This window comes from Glaesserella parasuis (assembly GCF_002015085.1).
Lineage (GTDB): Bacteria > Pseudomonadota > Gammaproteobacteria > Enterobacterales > Pasteurellaceae > Glaesserella > Glaesserella parasuis.
In genome coordinates this window covers 35,791-52,710 of the sequence record NZ_MUXW01000020.1, presented here as the reverse complement: position 1 = coordinate 52,710, position 16,920 = coordinate 35,791, and the positions used below count along the sequence as shown (strand labels likewise).

General features: G+C 38.8%; 19 protein-coding genes. 1 reads left to right on the top strand and 18 read right to left on the bottom strand.

What is annotated here, in order from left to right; all coding sequences use genetic code 11:
- Positions 1-62 precede the first annotated feature (62 nt).
- From B0183_RS06750 to B0183_RS06670, 17 genes are all read right to left on the bottom strand, one after another.
- Complete coding sequence (locus tag B0183_RS06750; RefSeq protein WP_404856574.1) at positions 63-1,070, bottom strand: extracellular solute-binding protein; 1,008 nt, start codon at positions 1,068-1,070, stop codon at positions 63-65.
- Between the two features lie 192 nt (positions 1,071-1,262).
- Complete coding sequence (gene rng / locus B0183_RS06745) at positions 1,263-2,738, bottom strand: ribonuclease G (protein ID WP_078208550.1); 1,476 nt, start codon at positions 2,736-2,738, stop codon at positions 1,263-1,265.
- Between the two features lie 68 nt (positions 2,739-2,806).
- The gene (gene truA / locus B0183_RS06740) at positions 2,807-3,595 is read right to left on the bottom strand and encodes a tRNA pseudouridine(38-40) synthase TruA (RefSeq protein ID WP_010785880.1); all 789 of its coding nucleotides are present in this window, start codon (positions 3,593-3,595) and stop codon (positions 2,807-2,809) included.
- 274 nt (positions 3,596-3,869) lie between these two features.
- A complete protein-coding gene (locus B0183_RS06735; protein ID WP_035493545.1) occupies positions 3,870-4,916 on the bottom strand; it encodes a TIGR01620 family protein in 1,047 nt (348 codons plus the stop codon).
- Complete coding sequence (dusC, locus tag B0183_RS06730; RefSeq protein ID WP_075630543.1) at positions 4,916-5,869, bottom strand: tRNA dihydrouridine(16) synthase DusC; 954 nt, start codon at positions 5,867-5,869, stop codon at positions 4,916-4,918. Before dusC ends, B0183_RS06735 begins: the two co-directional genes overlap by 1 nt.
- Positions 5,870-5,884: 15 nt before the next feature.
- Entirely contained in the window at positions 5,885-6,508 is a 624-nt protein-coding gene (locus B0183_RS06725; protein WP_078208549.1) for a DUF2238 domain-containing protein, read from the bottom strand.
- Complete coding sequence (djlA, locus tag B0183_RS06720) at positions 6,508-7,368, bottom strand: co-chaperone DjlA (protein WP_075630545.1); 861 nt, start codon at positions 7,366-7,368, stop codon at positions 6,508-6,510. Before djlA ends, B0183_RS06725 begins: the two co-directional genes overlap by 1 nt.
- Positions 7,369-7,513: 145 nt before the next feature.
- Positions 7,514-7,963: a peptidoglycan-associated lipoprotein Pal gene (gene pal / locus B0183_RS06715; RefSeq protein ID WP_021111522.1), complete on the bottom strand. Its 450-nt coding sequence runs from the start codon at positions 7,961-7,963 to the stop codon at positions 7,514-7,516.
- Positions 7,964-7,982: 19 nt separating this feature from the next.
- A complete protein-coding gene (tolB, locus tag B0183_RS06710) occupies positions 7,983-9,269 on the bottom strand; it encodes a Tol-Pal system beta propeller repeat protein TolB (protein WP_016528199.1) in 1,287 nt (428 codons plus the stop codon).
- Between the two features lie 19 nt (positions 9,270-9,288).
- Positions 9,289-10,536 (bottom strand): cell envelope integrity protein TolA, encoded by a 1,248-nt coding sequence (gene tolA, locus B0183_RS06705; protein ID WP_078208548.1) that lies wholly within the window; start codon positions 10,534-10,536, stop codon positions 9,289-9,291.
- Positions 10,537-10,552: 16 nt separating this feature from the next.
- Entirely contained in the window at positions 10,553-10,993 is a 441-nt protein-coding gene (gene tolR / locus B0183_RS06700; RefSeq protein WP_005711390.1) for a colicin uptake protein TolR, read from the bottom strand.
- A gap of 65 nt (positions 10,994-11,058) precedes the next feature.
- Positions 11,059-11,739: a protein TolQ gene (gene tolQ, locus B0183_RS06695; protein ID WP_021112163.1), complete on the bottom strand. Its 681-nt coding sequence runs from the start codon at positions 11,737-11,739 to the stop codon at positions 11,059-11,061.
- Positions 11,740-11,763: 24 nt separating this feature from the next.
- Positions 11,764-12,162 carry a tol-pal system-associated acyl-CoA thioesterase gene (ybgC, locus tag B0183_RS06690; protein WP_021111517.1) on the bottom strand — a complete coding sequence of 133 codons (399 nt, stop codon included), beginning with the start codon at positions 12,160-12,162 and terminating at the stop codon, positions 11,764-11,766.
- 169 nt (positions 12,163-12,331) lie between these two features.
- On the bottom strand, positions 12,332-12,622 hold the full coding sequence (locus tag B0183_RS06685) for a cyd operon YbgE family protein (RefSeq protein ID WP_078208547.1): 291 nt from the start codon (positions 12,620-12,622) through the stop codon (positions 12,332-12,334).
- A gap of 4 nt (positions 12,623-12,626) precedes the next feature.
- Positions 12,627-12,725 carry a CydX/CbdX family cytochrome bd oxidase small subunit gene (locus B0183_RS06680; RefSeq protein WP_005619000.1) on the bottom strand — a complete coding sequence of 33 codons (99 nt, stop codon included), beginning with the start codon at positions 12,723-12,725 and terminating at the stop codon, positions 12,627-12,629.
- Positions 12,726-12,736: 11 nt separating this feature from the next.
- Entirely contained in the window at positions 12,737-13,885 is a 1,149-nt protein-coding gene (cydB, locus tag B0183_RS06675) for a cytochrome d ubiquinol oxidase subunit II (protein ID WP_021113881.1), read from the bottom strand.
- A gap of 13 nt (positions 13,886-13,898) precedes the next feature.
- The gene (locus B0183_RS06670; protein ID WP_021112162.1) at positions 13,899-15,449 is read right to left on the bottom strand and encodes a cytochrome ubiquinol oxidase subunit I; all 1,551 of its coding nucleotides are present in this window, start codon (positions 15,447-15,449) and stop codon (positions 13,899-13,901) included.
- A gap of 428 nt (positions 15,450-15,877) precedes the next feature.
- On the opposite strand from B0183_RS06670, the gene B0183_RS06665 reads away from it, so the two are divergent.
- On the top strand, positions 15,878-16,222 hold the full coding sequence (locus tag B0183_RS06665) for a DUF5339 domain-containing protein (protein ID WP_021112247.1): 345 nt from the start codon (positions 15,878-15,880) through the stop codon (positions 16,220-16,222).
- A gap of 391 nt (positions 16,223-16,613) precedes the next feature.
- Here the strand turns inward: B0183_RS06665 and B0183_RS06660 are convergent, their stop codons facing one another.
- Entirely contained in the window at positions 16,614-16,877 is a 264-nt protein-coding gene (locus B0183_RS06660; RefSeq protein WP_012621534.1) for a GrxA family glutaredoxin, read from the bottom strand.
- Positions 16,878-16,920: the final 43 nt, after the last annotated feature.

The following is a 16,920-nucleotide window of genomic DNA, read 5'->3' as shown; positions in this document are numbered from 1 at the left end:
AAGAAAAGTTCATACAAAAAACCTCAAGGTAAGCCTTGAGGTTTTTAAGCGATGTCTATGAATTACTTCGCAGCTTTTAACTCTTGATAATATTTTTCATAGAGTTCAATCGCATCACCCACATCATCTTGCCACTGACTTTTTTGTAACACTTCAGAGGTTGGATAAATTGCTGGATCTTCGGTAATCTCTTTTGGTAATTTTTCTAACGCTTTTACGTTTGAAGTTGGATAACCGATTTCTAATGTTAATTTCTCAGCCACTGGCGCACTTAATAGGTAGTTAATTAACTTATGCGCACCATCTGGGTTTTTCGCATTAGATGGAATTGCAAGCGTATCCACCCATAATACTGGGCCTTCTTTCGGGAACACCATATTTACAGGGGCTTGTTCTTTTTTCGCAATGCGCACAGAACCATTCCATAATTGACCCACTTCTACTTCACCTGAAATAAATGAGTTTGCAGGATTGTCAGAGCTAAATGCTAATACGTTTGGACGTAATTTTAATAACTCTTCATAAGCTGCTTTAATTACTGCTGGTTCTTTAGTATTTGGATCTTGACCTAATTTTAATAAAGCAATGTTGAATACTTCACGAGCATCATCAAGTAATTGAACTTTACCTTTAAACTCAGGTTTCCATAAATCACCCCAAGCGGTGAAATTGTCACCATTGTATGAATTAGTATTAAATGCAATACCTGGCGCACCTAATAATTGTGGTAAAGAGTATTTGTTGCCTTTGTCGTAAGGTTTATTTAACCAGTCTGGGTTAAGATCTTTGATCACAGGTAATTTGCTATGATCAAGTTCCATTAACATACCTTCACGACCCATTTTTGACACGAAGTAGTTACTTGGTGCGATTACATCATAACCGCCATCTTTGCCCTGAATTTTGAGTTTCGCATACATTGTCTCATTTGATTCAAGACTTGAAACCACAACCTTAATACCTGTCTGTTTAGTAAATTCTTCTAACAAACCTTCTGGCACATATTCTGTCCAAGTATAAAGATGTACAGTGTCATTTGCTAATGCACTATTTGCCCCTAACATCACCATACCCGAAGCGAATGCAACAGCCCATTTTTTCATCAATGTGTTCTCCTAAAAGAGTAAAATAAAGAAGAGGTTGGATTACTCCAAAAAAACCAAGTCTTTCAAATAAAAGACGGGGGAATTCTAAGCCCCCCCCTGTATTTTGCAACAACTTTATTTCAAAATAGATTATTTTTTAAGCTATCAAGCCTAATATTACATTACCACTACGTCAAATTGATCTTGGTGATAATACGGCTCAATTTTAATTTCGACTTTTTTACCGATAAAAACTTCTAATTCCGCAAGCAATGCGTGAGATTCTTCATTAATCAAGTATTCCGCCACGCTACGAGAAGCATATACTACATAACGTTCCGATTTGTATAAATGATGAACTCGAACCACCTCTCGAACAATCTCATAACAGACTGTTTCAACGGTTTTTATCGTACCTCGCCCTTTACACGAAGAACAATCGCAACATAACACTCGTTCAAGGCTTTCCCTGGTACGTTTACGCGTCATTTCAACCAAACCAAGTTGGGTAAAGCCATTGACATTTGTTTTAACTCGGTCGCCTTTTAAGGCAAGCTCTAAGGACTCTAGCACACGCTGACAATGCTCTTCTTCCTGCATATCAATAAAATCAATAATGATAATACCACCCAAATTTCGCAGTTGTAATTGATGTGCGATTGCCTGTGTTGCTTCAATGTTAGTATTAAAAATCGTATGTGCAAGATTTCGGTGTCCGACAAAAGCCCCAGTGTTAATATCTATGGTGGTCATTGCTTCTGTCTGCTCAATGATTAAATACCCACCTGATTTTAGATCAACACGTTTATCCAAGGCTTTTTGAATACCATCTTCAATGCGATAAACATCAAAGAGGGGTAAAGTCCCACTATATAAACTCACATTCTTGGCTAACTCTGGCATAAACTCAGCTAAGAACTCTTTTACCTGCTCATAGGTCATTTTTGAGTCAATTTGAATTGAATGAATATGCGTTCCAACGAAATCACGCAACACTCGTTGTGCCAAAGCTAATTCCCCATAAAGTAAAGATCTCGCAGGATATTTTCCTTTTCGCTCTAGTACTTTTCGCCATAACCGCTTTAAGAAAGCCGCATCTTGTTCAAGGCTCTCTTCGCTCACACTGTCAGCAGCCGTTCTTACAATAAAACCGCCTAGCTCATCACAATACGGCTCAACTAACGATTTTAAGCGATTACGTTCTTCTTCACTTTCAATGCGTTGCGACACGCCAACGTGACTATTTTCTGGCATAAAAACCAAATAACGAGAGGGCAATGTAATGTCTGTCGTCAATCTTGCCCCTTTAGTACCTAAAGGATCTTTGACCACTTGCACCACAATATCCTGCCCTTCTCGCACTAACTCGCTGGTATTTTTGACAACAAATTGCTTTTTCTCGCTTTCATCAACACATTCAGTATGAGAAACAATATCTGAGGCGTGTAAAAATGCCGCTTTTTCTAAGCCAATATCAACAAATGCCGACTGCATACCAGGCAAAACCCGTGTCACTCGTCCTTTATAGATATTACCGACAACACCTCGCTTTGCCTCACGCTCAATATGGACTTCTTTTAACACACCATTTTCAACCAATGCTACCCTCGTTTCACTTGGGGTTACATTGACTAATAATTCTGCACAATTCATCTTAAATTTATCCCTAGAATCATTTACAAAGATACTAGTACTGATTTTCTTAAAATATACATAAATAGTTATTTACCATAATAGAATAAAGGTCCTAATGGCATCTGAGGAATACTAAATTTCTCAGGATAAATAACTTCAACCAAGTATAGTCCCTCAGCTTTCGCTGTTGGTGCAGCCAACGTCCTATCTCGTTTTTCTAATAGCCATTTAATCCATTCAACAGGTTTATCGCCTCTTCCAACCTCAATCAAACTACCAACTATATTTCTTACCATGTGGTGAACGAAGGCATTCGCTTGAATATCCAATATAATATAGTCTTGATGGCGACTCACAATGAGATGATGAACATTTCTCCATGGCGTATGTGATTGACACTTCGCAGCTCGAAATGAACTGAAATCATTCTCTCCCAATAAAAACTGCCCTGCTTCATGCATTTTTTCATGATCCAGAGAATAGTGATAATGAGAAATCCCTTTCGGTAATATGGCTGAACGTAATTTATTATTATAAATAACATAACGATAGCGACGAGCAAGAGCACTAAAACGAGCATGAAAATCGTCACTTACTCCAATAGCCCATTTCACCACAATATCTTCTGGTAAATGAGCATTGGTCCCTAAACACCAACTCTGCATAGGTCGATTTACATCCGTATCAAAGTGTACAACCTGCCCAGTAGCATGTACTCCCGCATCAGTTCGCCCTGCACAAAACACTTCACAAGATGAATTTGCAATGACTGATAAGGCTTCTTCCAATCTTTGCTGTACTGAATCAACATATTGTTGGCGCTGCCACCCACAATAACGGCAACCATCGTACTCAATTCCAAGGGCAATTTTCATTAGACAACCTAAAACATTTAATTAATCTGATTAACTCTTTTTTTTCATAAGAAAGTAACTTGATAAGTTACTATAGCTAAATCGTATTATTTATACCGCTGTCCGTATCATTTAATGATTGACATCCAAACAAAAACAGCCAGTAAATCATTTTATTCAGGGATTAATTCGCTCTTCGGGCATTATGCCAGATTAGTATTTAATTTAAAACAACTACACAATTTTGCCCCCGAAGAGAATACAACATCAGTAAACTCATGCAGATATTGTAAAATTAATTATTGTGGAAAAACTCAAATTCTTCCCTACTTTTACTGAACATTTGTTCTTTTAGAACGCCGATCAGCTCTTGTCTGACAACAGAAAGTTTTGGTCGTTCATTTTGTTGGAACACCACTGGACGACAAAATTCCATTGCCTTAATGCCTAAGCGAGCGGTGAGCAGTCCCATACCAATCCCTTGTGCCGCTCGAACCGATAAACGAGCGGTGAGATTTTGTGAGAAAAAATCTAACCCGACATCGCTGGCAATTTCCGTTGCCCCTGCAAAGAGCATATTGGTCATCACCATTCGGAACAGTTTTAAACGGCTGATATAGCCCAATTCCATACCGTAGGCTTTGGTGATTTTATTGACTAAAGCAATGTTTCGCCACGCCACCATTAAAATATCCACCAACGCCAAAGGGCTTACTGCAACGATAATTGCATTTTCCACCGCATTTTTACTAATTAACTTTTTCACTTGGTTATCAATCGGGCTTAATACATTTTCACTGAAAAGATACAGCACTTCTTGGCTGTTATAGGCTTCGTCAAGCTGAGATTGCCAACGCTGTTCCGCCTGTTGAACCATCGGCGTTTGAGCCAAATTTTTAACCACCAATTTGCAAAATTCTCGTGCTTTTTCACCGCTTGTATCCGCTGTTTCCAGTAGTAATTGTTGGCTCACTTGCTGATGATAATGATGTTTACGCAACCAACGTAACTTCCGCCATTCGTTGATAATAGCCCCTACACCAGCCAAACTGATGCCAAAAAAAGCAACGGCAAAGGCAAAATAGATCCATTGATTTGCTTGCCAAGTATCAATCAACCATTGCACTGATTGAGCAATGGTCGCAACGCCAAACAGAGCCAACGCAGCTAGAAATAACCTTAGCCAGAAGCAAGAGGGTTTTAAACTTTCTTCAATAATCAGTTCTGCTTCAACTGCTTTTGGATCTTCGTCAAGCTGAATGTCTGCGTCGCTAAACTCTTGTTTTGGTTGATGTTTTACTTCTGTTTCAACCATTTCTTCGGTAAAAATGCGTTTTTCCATTAAGATCTCACCGCTTGTGTAATGTGTTGCTTTAACCCTTCGTAGCCGTGTTCTGTTTTGAGAATATCAAACAGTTGCACCGCTTCGGGATACTCTTTATCGAGATAACGTAGCCACTGTTTAATGCGTGCGACGTGATAAAAGCCGGTATCCAGTTCGTTTTCCATATGTACATATTGAAATAAGAGCTGTAATACCTCGTTCCACGCCATTTTAGGCTGATTATATTTCACAACTTTGCTTAAATTTGGCACATTTAACGCCCCACGCCCAATCATTAACGCATCGCAAGCGGTCACTTCACGACATTTTTTTGCAGAGAGATAATCCCAAATTTCGCCATTTGCAATTACAGGGATAGGCAGTCGTTTTTTTATCTCGCCGATGGCTTGCCAATTAATGCGTTCTGCTCGATAGCCGTCCATTTTGGTTCTGCCGTGCACAGTAATTTCCGTTGCACCGCCTTGCACCACCGCATCGGCGATCTCAAAGGCTTGTTCGCTACTGTCCCAGCCTAGCCGTACTTTGACCGACACAGGAAGATGGCTAGGCACCGCTTCTCGCATTGCTTTTGTTGCTCGATAAATCAATTCAGGTTGTTTCAGCAAGGACGCACCGCCGTTACTGCCATTCACTGTTTTAGACGGGCAACCGCAGTTGAGATCAACCCCGTACGAGCCTAGTTCAACGGCAAGTGCTGCGTTTTCTGCTAACCATTGTGGGTGTTGTCCTAAAAGTTGTACACGCACAGGCGTACCCGATGGGGTAAAACCGTTATTATGTAATTCAGGGCAAAGGCGATAAAACGTTTTCTTCGGCAGTTTTTGATCGACCACTCTCACAAATTCTGAAATGCACAGATCATAATCATTGACTGTCGTTAATAATTGACGCACAAAAGGGTCTAACACCCCTTGCATAGGTGCAAGGATAACTTTTGGTAAATTTTCCACAAAATCCGACCGCTATTAGTAAGAAAAATGGTGTAAACGTAGGTCAGGGCGAGCAATTAAGTAGATGATTAATGCAGTAATTGCCCCTAACGTATCGGCAAGCATATCTTTTTGTGCGTCCCAAATATCGCCTTGCGAACCTAAAAATTCAATGCCAGCATTACCCCCTTCAATCACTGCATATTGCCATTCGATGATTTCGTAAGTTGCGGCAACTGACATAATAAAAAAGAGCGAGAAGAAGAATGCCACGCCCAAGCCGCATTTACGTTTACGCAATAACCATTCTGCCATTGGGAAACTATAAAAGCCGATAATGTAGTGAGCTACACGATCAAAGTGGTTACGATCTTCGCCTAAGAAGGTCAAATACTGATTTGCCCAATCAAACGGCACATTCGCAAAGGTATATTTTGCACCGATGAGGTGCATAATCATCCACAGTGACATCAGCACATAGGCAAGCCCACTAAATTGAAAATGTTGATAAGTGAGTAGAAGTAGAGCAAATACCACAAAAATCGGCATTACTTCTGCATACCAGACGGCTCTGTCTGTCGGGTTAAAACCAGACCATACGGAAACAACCGTAATCACAATCGCTAAGAAAAGCGGAACGATATGAGAACTTTTTTGCATTATTTCCAACCTTTTGATTTACAAATAAGATCATAAGCAGCTTGAATTTGCTGTGCTTTTTCTTTTGCCACTTCCATCATTTCAGGCGGTAAACCTTTAGCGACTAACTTATCTGGGTGATGTTCATTCATTAATTTGCGATAGGCACGTTTAACCGTCGTTTGATCGCCGCTTTCTGACACCCCTAATACGCTATAAGCATCTTTTAAACTTGGTTCACTTGAACGCTGATAACCACCATAATTTCCTTGATATTGTCCTTGTTGGTTTGAGCCTTGCTGTTCATATTGATAATAGCCTGAGCGGAAACGTTGAGCTGCTGCCACCATTGCTATCATCTGCTCAAACTGTAAACGAGACATTCCTAACGTTTCGGCGATAGTGAATAAAATTTGTTGCTCATTGCCATCTAAATTGCCATCTTGTAATGCAGCTTGCATTTGAACTTCCACGAAGAAACGCAATAAATCACGGCGTTGTCCACAGGCTTCACGGAACTCTTGCATAACTTGGCGTAACGGGAAATTAGCCTCTTTTCCTAAAGTAAAGGCTTTTTGAGCAAGTTGTTGATTATTTGCATCGAGTTTCATATTCGCCATTAACTGACGGGCAAGCTGGATATCATTTTCCGTTACTCGTCCTTTTGCTTTGGAAATATGTCCTAATACCGCAAAAGTTGTCTGCATAAAGAGTGACTGACGAGTTAGTGCTTTGCCAAACATAGTTGAAGATACGCTACCTAGCTCATACAGTTTTTTATCGCCCCAATGCCCAATAATAAGCCCTAGCAAACCGCCAAAAAATCCGCCAAAAAACTTATAACCTAAAATGAAACCGAGAATTTTCCCAATAAATTGCATCGACTGCCCTTACTTACTTATTCAAAATTGTGAGCATTTTAACGGAAAATCCTTAAAAAATAATTAAGTAATATAGAATTTACACATAAAAATAAAGCCCCGAATTTTCGGAGCTTTACTGTTTGGCATTTTAGAAAACTAAAAATTAGTACTCTAACACTGCACGACGGTTTTTAGAGTAATCAGCTTCTGAGTGACCTAATACTGCTGGTTTTTCTTCACCGTAAGAAACTGTTGCTACGTTGCTAGCACCTTTAGTTGCTAAAACATCTTTAACTGCGTCAGCACGACGTTGACCTAAAGCGATGTTGTACTCTGGAGTACCACGCTCATCAGCGTGACCTGCAACAGTTACTTTGCCTTTAGATGCAACTAAGTATTGTGCGTGTGCATCTAAAAGTTGTTGATCTTCAGCTTTTACTGTGTAGCTGTCGAAATCAAAATATACAGTGTTGTAACGGGTTTGTAAATCTTGAGCAGACATACCACCGAATGTTTGACCTGCATTAGCACTTGCGTTGTCATTTGAGCTGCTGCAAGCTGCTAAAACGAAAGCTGGTGCCGCAATCATTAAAACTTTAGCTAGTTTTTTCATTTTTTTCTCCAAAAAAGAATTATTGTTTAGTCAGATAAGGTGACCAAGCAGGGAATTTATATTGTCCACCTGCTCCCGGCAAATTAGCTTTGAAACGCCCATCTGCGGACACCAATTGTAGCACTTTACTCACACCTTTGGTAGAGCTATAAATAACCATTGTTCCATTTGGTGAAATACTTGGACTTTCGTCTAAAAACGTAGAACTGATTGCTTCTGTGCTACCCGAAACAAGATCTCGTCTTACAATTCTATCACCTGAAACCATGATTAAATTCTTGCCATCTGCCGAAATTTTACCACTGCCGCTGCCACCAATTAAGCTAGCACCACCACCAGATGAACTCATTTGATAAACCTGTGGTAAGCCACCACGGTCTGATGTAAACAAGATATAACCACCATCTGGTGACCAGCTTGGTTCGGTATTATTTCCTGCGTTACTGGTTAATTGTCTTGGTGAACCACCGCCCACCCCTGTTACATAAATATTTAATACACCATCTTGGTTAGAAGCAAACGCCACTCTTGAACCGTCTGGTGAGAATGAGGGCGCGCCATTATGCCCTCTAAGAGATCCGACCACTTTTCTTGCTCCCGAACGAATATCGTGAACAACAACCTGTGATTTTTTGTTTTCAAAAGTCACATAAGCTAATTTTGAACCATCTGGTGACCATTCTGGTGACATTAAAGGCTCTTTACTTTTTACGATGGTAAAGGCGTTAAAACCATCATAATCTGATACACGCAACTCGTAAGAGGACACTCCACGTTGTACCACATAAGCGATTTTAGTTCTAAATGCACCACGGATCTGTGTTAATTTTTCAAATACTTGATCGCTTACTGTATGAGCACCTAAACGCATTTGAGCTGCTGGAACATTAAATGAACCTTGTACAATCACATTGCCTGCTGCCCCTGACTTTCCTAGGGTATCCACTAATTGATAAGCGATGTTATAGCCACCACCTACCACAGATACTTGCCCAACAACCACATTATCAATGCCGATATTCGTCCACTGTTCAGGATTAACTTCTACCGCTGAACTTGGTTGTGCAGGTAAACTCGCACGATCAAGCGGTGTAAACTTGCCACTATTTCTCAAATCATCAGCGATAATTTGAGCGACATCATCAGGTACGCCCCCCATTGCTTTAAATGGGATAACCGCTATCGGTTGAGCCATACTCACACCTTGGTCAATCGAAATTCTAACATCTGACTCAGCTTTTACACTAACAGAAAAAAATAATCCGATAACACCAAGAATACTCGTTAAACGAGATACTAATTTCATCTTAACCCTCTAGGTTGAACTATTGAACTTTTAAACTAAAATCTAATGTTGGTGACTTATATTGCTGATAAACTGCATCTGATGGTGCTGGTGGCACTTTACGGGTTGCTACAATTGCACTTACAGCCGCATCACACACTGCTTTATCCCCTGAAACGACTTGATAGTTGGTAATAGTACCATCTCGCTCTAGGAAAATTTTCACATCACATTGTTTACCTGCAAAACTCGGATCAACACGGTATTTTGACTGAATAAGTTTTTTAATTCGCTGCCCATAGGCATTGCCATCAACATTAGCACCCTGACCTAAACCTTTTGTACCGCCAGAGCCTTGTGAGCCAGCACTATTTTTATTACCGCCGTTGCTCGTGCCTCCGCCAACTTCGCCGCCACTTAAAAAATCATCAAGCGCTTTATTATTTTTCGCTTTTTCAGCTTTTGCAGCCGCTTCAGCTTTCGCTTTTGCCTCTGCAGCAGCTTTAGCTTTCGCTTCTTTTTCCTCTTTTGCCTTAGCTTCTTTCTCCGCTTTTAGTTTTGCTTCTTTTTCAGCTTTGAGCTTCTCTTCTTTCTCTGCTTTTTCTTTAGCCTCTTTTTCGGCTTTGAGCTTCGCTTCTTGTTCTGCTTTCTCTTTTGCTTCTTTTTCTGCTTGTGCTTTAGCTTGCTGTTCTGCTTTTAGCTTTTTCTGCTCTTCAAGTCGTTTTTGTTGCTCTGCTTCTTTTATTTTCCGTTCTTCTTCCGCTTGCTTTGCAAGGGCTTCTAAACGTTTTGCTTCGGCTTCAGCTTTCAAACGAGCAGCTTCTGCAAGTTTACGTTGTGTTGCTTCTTCCTGCTGTTTTTTCAACTGTTCTTGCTTAATTTGCTCTTGTTTCAATGCTTCTTGACGAGCCAATTCTTGCTGACGTTTTTCTTCTTGTTGCTTCTGCTGAGCTAACTGAATTGCCTTCTCACGTTCTTGTTGTTCAGCAATTTCTTCTGGGGTAGGTTTATCTTCAACCTCTTCCTTAACTTCCTCTTTAGGCTCTTCTTTAGGTTCAACCTTCGCTTGCCCTTGCTTTTCAGCTTTTAATCGCCCATATTCAGCGGCTACCTGTCCAGTATCAACCATCACAGCTTCAAGAGATTCACTATCACCGCCACTTCCGCCAGCAGAAGCTAAGTGAGTATTAGTGAAAAAAGAACCCAGTATTAATAAGCCTATCAACAATAAATGCAGTAAAACTGACACAATTATAGCGAGTTCTAATCTATCATTTTGATATTTCACGCTCTATCCTCGCTGACTATTTACCTTCGGTCATTAAACCTACGGTTTTGATCCCTGCATCTTTTAATAATGAGATACCTTTCATTACCTCTTCGTAAGGTACATCTTTACCACCTGCCACAAGGAATAAGGTATTATTGTCCTTTTGGAAAGCCTCACCAGCATAAGCAATGACTTCTTGCTCCGCTAAGTTCTCTTGTTCATTAACTTGAATGTAGTTTCCGTCAATTTTCAATTTGTACAAAGCGACCCCAGCGATCTCTAAAATAACAGGGGTTTTATCTTCATTTGAAACGGATTGACTATGGCGATCTTCAGGCAATTCCACTTCAACACTTTGACTAATAATCGGTGCTGTTGCCATAAAAATCAGCAATAACACCAGTAACACGTCCAAAAATGGCACTATGTTAATTTCAGATTTAATGTCATTACGTTTACGACGACGGTAAGACATAGTTTCCTCTTTATCTATCCATTCAAACTACCGCAACAAGCGGTAGCATTTCACTTAATTTTTACTTATTTTTTCGCAAACGCTTGGCGATGTAGAATTGTGGTGAACTCATCAATAAAGTTCACATAATTCTGCTCTAATTTGCCTACACGCAAGTTCAAACGGTTATATGCCATTACTGCAGGAATTGCTGCAAATAAACCAATCGCTGTGGCAATTAATGCTTCGGCAATACCTGGTGCAACAGATTGTAAGGTTGCTTGTTTTACCGCACTTAGTCCCATAAATGAGTGCATAATCCCCCAAACTGTTCCAAATAAACCAATATATGGGCTGATCGAACCAACAGTACCTAAGAACGGAATGTAATTTTCAAGTTCTTCTAATTCACGGTTTAATGCAAGATTCATTGCACGGCTAGAACCTTGAATAATTGACTCTGGCGAATCTGGGTTTGCTTGCTGTAAGCGGTTAAATTCTTTAAAACCAACGTAGAAAATGTGTTCAGCACCAGTTAGACCATCTCGACGATGTTCTAACCCTTCGTGTAAACGATGTAAATCTTCGCCAGACCAAAAACGATCTTCAAAGGCTAAAGAATCTTTTTTAGCTCTTGTTAATACGCGGCTACGTTGAATAATCACTGCCCAAGATAACACGGAAAAAGAGATCAGTATTAAGATAACTAACTTAACAACAATACTCGCTTCCATAAATAATGAAACTAAATTAAATTCAGTTGCCATTGATAAAAACTCCAAATAAAACAATTACATTGAGATTATAGCGTTAAAAGCCTGCTTAATATCTTCAGGTATGGCGATCGCTTTCATTTTTGACAGATCAACACTCACAACAACCACACTCACTTCACACAAGCGCTCTTCACCTCGCCATAACGTCTGTTTAAAGACTATTTTGGCACCCTTTAGTTCAGAAATAATGCTTTTAACTGTGAGAAAATCGTCTAAATAAGCAGGTTTCTTATAGTCAATCTCCATTTTCTTCACAACAAAAGCTATTGATTGACTTAGTAATAGCTGTTGAGAAAACCCTAACTGACGTAAAAATTCTGTTCTTGCACGTTCAAAAAAATGTAAATAACATGCGTGATAGACTACACCACCAGCATCAGTATCTTCATAATACACACGAATAGGAAAATCCATTGCAATGCCCTATCTATCTTTCCAAAACGAAAAACGCCCCAAAATCAGGCGTAAATTGCTCGTCATTCTAGAGAGAGAAAAATCGTTGTGCAAGTATTTTTAGAAACAAATTGAATATAAAATAAGCAATATGATAAGAACCCGTTGCTTTGGGCTCTTAATTTAAAGACTAATGCAATACGACTAATGCAATTAGTGAAGGTAAGATAATGATATACCCCAACAATGGCATAAAAACGACCTGCCATCTCATTGATTTAATCTCAAAGCCAAAACCATGAACAAATAAAATCAACATACCATAGAAAACACCTGCGACTAAGTAAGGAATTTTCCCTCCAAAATAGAGAGCAAAGGTGTTGGAATAGAGCAATATCATTGCAAACATTGCAATAGAAAGGATAAAAGAAAGGGCTTGTAGCCAGCCCTTTCTTGTGAGTTGATAGAGTGAATTAATCATCTCATTACTCGTCAAACTTACCTGTTTTTTCAATACTTACAGTGATTACTGTTGCAAACAGAATAGCAAGTAATACACCTAGTACCCAAGTTACATAAAACATATTGGTTCTCCTTAGTATAAACTTGCACTTTTCTCTTCAATATATTTAGCGTCAAGACGACCAAACATTTTGAAGTAAGTCCACACAGTATAAGCTAATACGATTGGAACGAAGATACAAGCTACCACAAACATAATCATTAATGTGTTATGGCTTGCAGTTGCGTCCCACATTGTTAAACTCATTTCAGGGTGAGTAATTGATGGCATTACGAATGGGAACATTGCAACACCAGCAGTTAAGATCACGCCAGCTTGCATAATTGATGAGCATAAGAATGCAAGTCCACCGTTATTTGCTTTAGAGCCAACCACTGTACCTAATGCACCGATTACTGCTAATCCAGGAATGATGAATAATACTGGCATTTCAAAGTAGTTTTTGAACCACGCACCGCTTTCTAATACGACTGTTTTGTTCACTAAAGTAGATTGTGCATTGTGATCTAAAACGCTAGTTACCACAAATCCATCTTTGAAGTAAACCCAAACACCAGCAAGTAAGAATGCACCTAACGCCACTAAAGCGGTCACTTGAGCCACATTTCTTACACGGTTACGCAATTCGCCAGTTGTTTTCATTTGTAACCAAGTTGCACCTTGAGTGGTGAGCATCATTAAACTTACCACACCGCAAAGTAATGCAAATGGATTTAATAAGCCTAATAATTTCCAAAGGGTTGAACCTTCGTAAGTTACTTGGTTTAACTCATTAAAGTGGAATGGTACGCCTTGTAATAAGTTACCGAATGCAACACCAAAGATTAATGATGGAACGAAACCGCCCACAAATAATCCCCAGTCCCAAGCATTACGCCATTTTTGATCATCAATTTTCGCACGGTATTCAAAACCTACTGGACGGAAGAATAACGCAGCTAAAACCAAGATCATAGCTAAGAAAAAGCCAGAGAATGATGCTGCATAAACTGTTGGCCACGCTGCAAAAATCGCACCACCTGCAGTTAATAACCAAACTTGGTTACCGTCCCAGTGCGGAGCGATTGAGTTAATCATGACACGGCGTTCAACATTGCTTTTACCTACCACAGGCAATAGGGTTAATACCCCCATATCAAAACCATCGGTAATTGCAAAGCCGATTAAAAGTACACCGATTAAAATCCACCAAATAAAGCGTAGAACTTCATAATCTAACATATTTTACTCCTACTTATTTCGCAGATTGTTCAAAATGGTAACGACCTGTTTTTAATGCACTTGGGCCAAGACGACCGTATTTGAACATTAAATACATTTCTACAACTAAAAATAATGTGTACAAGCCACATAATAAACCAATAGCAATCCAAAGATCTGCTGTTGTTAATGCAGAGTTTGCTACTCCTGTTGGCAATACCTCATACACTGCCCAAGGCTGACGACCATATTCAGCTAAGAACCAACCGCTTTCAATCGCAATCCAAGGAAGTGGAATACCCCATAACAATGCTTTTAATAACAATGGTTTAGTACCTACTGTACCGCGTACATTTTGAACAAATGCTGCGATTATAAGTAATAACATTAAACCACCGGCAATCATCATAATACGGAATGACCAGAATGTTGGACCTACGTTTGGAATAGTATCCGCTGCTGCTTTTAAGATTTGCTCTTCTGTTGCATCAACAACTTTGTCTGTATATGGTTTTAAAAGTAAACCAAAGCCAAGATCTTTTTGAACTGCTTTGAACGCTTCTTTATCTTCCACAGTATAGTTGCCTGAACGTAATTTTTCTAATAAACCGTAAGCAACGATACCATTGCGTACACGCTGTACGTTCTCTTCACGAAGATCTTTCAAACCTTTAATTTCTGTATCTAAAGAACGAGTTGCGATAATCCCTGCTGCATAAGGCACTGCGATAGCAACTTCATTTTTCATCTCTGCAGTATTAGGAATAACAAACGCATTCCACGCTGCTGGAGCTGGGTGAGTTTCAAATTCACCTTCCATTGCCGCTAATTTCACAGGTTGTGCTTTACCGATTTCATAGCCAGACTCATCACCCATAATTAATACAGAAATAATAGCCACTAAACCGAAACTTGCACCTACTGAGAATGAACGACGAGCAAATCCAAGATCACGACCTTTTAAGATATAGTATGCACTTACACCTAATACGAAGATCGCACCACAGGTATAGCCTGCTGAAACAGTGTGTAAGAATTTAGATTGTGTTACTGGGTTTAGCACTAAGTCAGAGAAGCTGACCATTTCCATACGCATTGTTTCAAAGTTAAATTCTGAACCTACTGGGCTTTGCATCCAACCGTTCGCAACTAAGATCCACAAAGCAGAGAAGTTAGAACCAAATGCGACCGCAAAAGTCGTTAGTAAGTGTTTACCTTTTGATAAACGATCCCAACCAAAGAAGAAAAGACCAATGAAGGTAGATTCTAAGAAGAACGCCATTAAGCCTTCAATCGCTAATGGAGCACCAAAAATATCACCCACATAGTGAGAATAATATGACCAGTTAGTACCGAATTGGAATTCCATTGTAATCCCTGTCGTTACCCCTAGAGCAAAGTTAATACCAAATAACTTACCCCAGAACTTTGTCATATCCTTATACACTTCTTTACCTGTTGTTACATATAAGGTTTCCATCACCACAAGAACGAAAGAAAGGCCTAATGTAAGCGGTACAAATAAGAAGTGATAGAGAGCAGTTAAAGCAAACTGCAAACGTGAGAGTTCAACAACGTCTAACATCTCAAACCTCTTTATATACAAGTCTGAATTATTCGATTACAAGAATACCAAGTAATCCCCCAATCAACATTGTTTTCGCACAGTTACTAATCAAAGATTAATAAGTAGCAATAATGTCAAGAATCTATTCTACTCGTAAATAAGCAAATAAAAAATAGCAAAATTATTACATTGGTCACATTTTTGAGCTAAATATTTAAAAAATATGAAATTTATATTGTTATAACTTGATATAAATCAAGTTAGACAAAATACTACACATTTATCTGTCCAACCTATTTGTAAATTATTTGTGAATATAACTTTTGAGTTTAACAATTTGTTTACATAAAGAATAAAGATCCTTAAATAGTACGTGACGATATATCAAGATCTATGTTAGTATACGCGACTTTCATCTAACAGTTAAACTAATCATTAGGAACACTATGAAAAACGCTATTTTACGTTCAATGATTATCGCAACTGGTGCATTATTCATTGCGATAAGTGGTTTCACTACTGAATTGAAAACATCTTCACTGGTAATGACCAAACCTCAAACCAATGGCATATTACCTGAACAGTGCCAAAAAATGTTTCAAGAAGTTGATAAACTGATTGCTGATGCAGAAAAACAACCTGGTACACATACTCAAATGCAGACAATGAAGAACAAACTCTCTTCATCAAAACAACAGATCCTCAAATTAGATCTCATCATGCAGAAAAAAAGTTGTGATAAAGGGCTGGTTGCGCTTAATGGACTGAAACACAATAGCAATGGAGAGTAAAGAACACGATCTACGTGATCTCATACCCTGTGATATTACTCCCGACAGTCTAAATATTTATAATGATTTCTTAATTGCTATTTTGTCTATTACACCAGCTCCTATATTGATAATTCTATTCATCATAATAGGTTCCCATATGAAATAAGTATTCTAAATTCATAAAAAAACTGATCTCATATCTAAATATAACGATTTTTAATAGACTAAAATAATGAATAATTTTTGTTGATTAGAAAGTTAAAGCCTTATAACAATAAGGCTTTAACCTAATTCTTATATAAATTTTTGTATACAATCCCTTAAAAAGCTCTCTCATATGTCAGTAGCCTATTATAGGCAATGCTACAGATTAACTAACCGAATTCCAAATGGGTAAGTTAAAATCTTCTTATAATTTAATTCCAAACTTCTCTTCTATAAGAGGAGCAAAATCCGAATAACCGCCAACGTGAACCTCATCTAAAAAGATTTGTGGCACAGTCGCAACAGGTTTACCCACACGCGGTTCTAAATCTTGTTTTTCAATACCTTCAGCGATCATATCGACAAATTTAAAATCGAAATCAGGTAATTCTGCTTTCATTTTTTCTGCAAGCTGTTTTGCTCGAACGCAATAAGGGCAACTTAATCTGCCGTAAATTTCTACAAACATTTTTAATCTCCTATAAATTATTAGGGGCATTGTTGCCCCTACT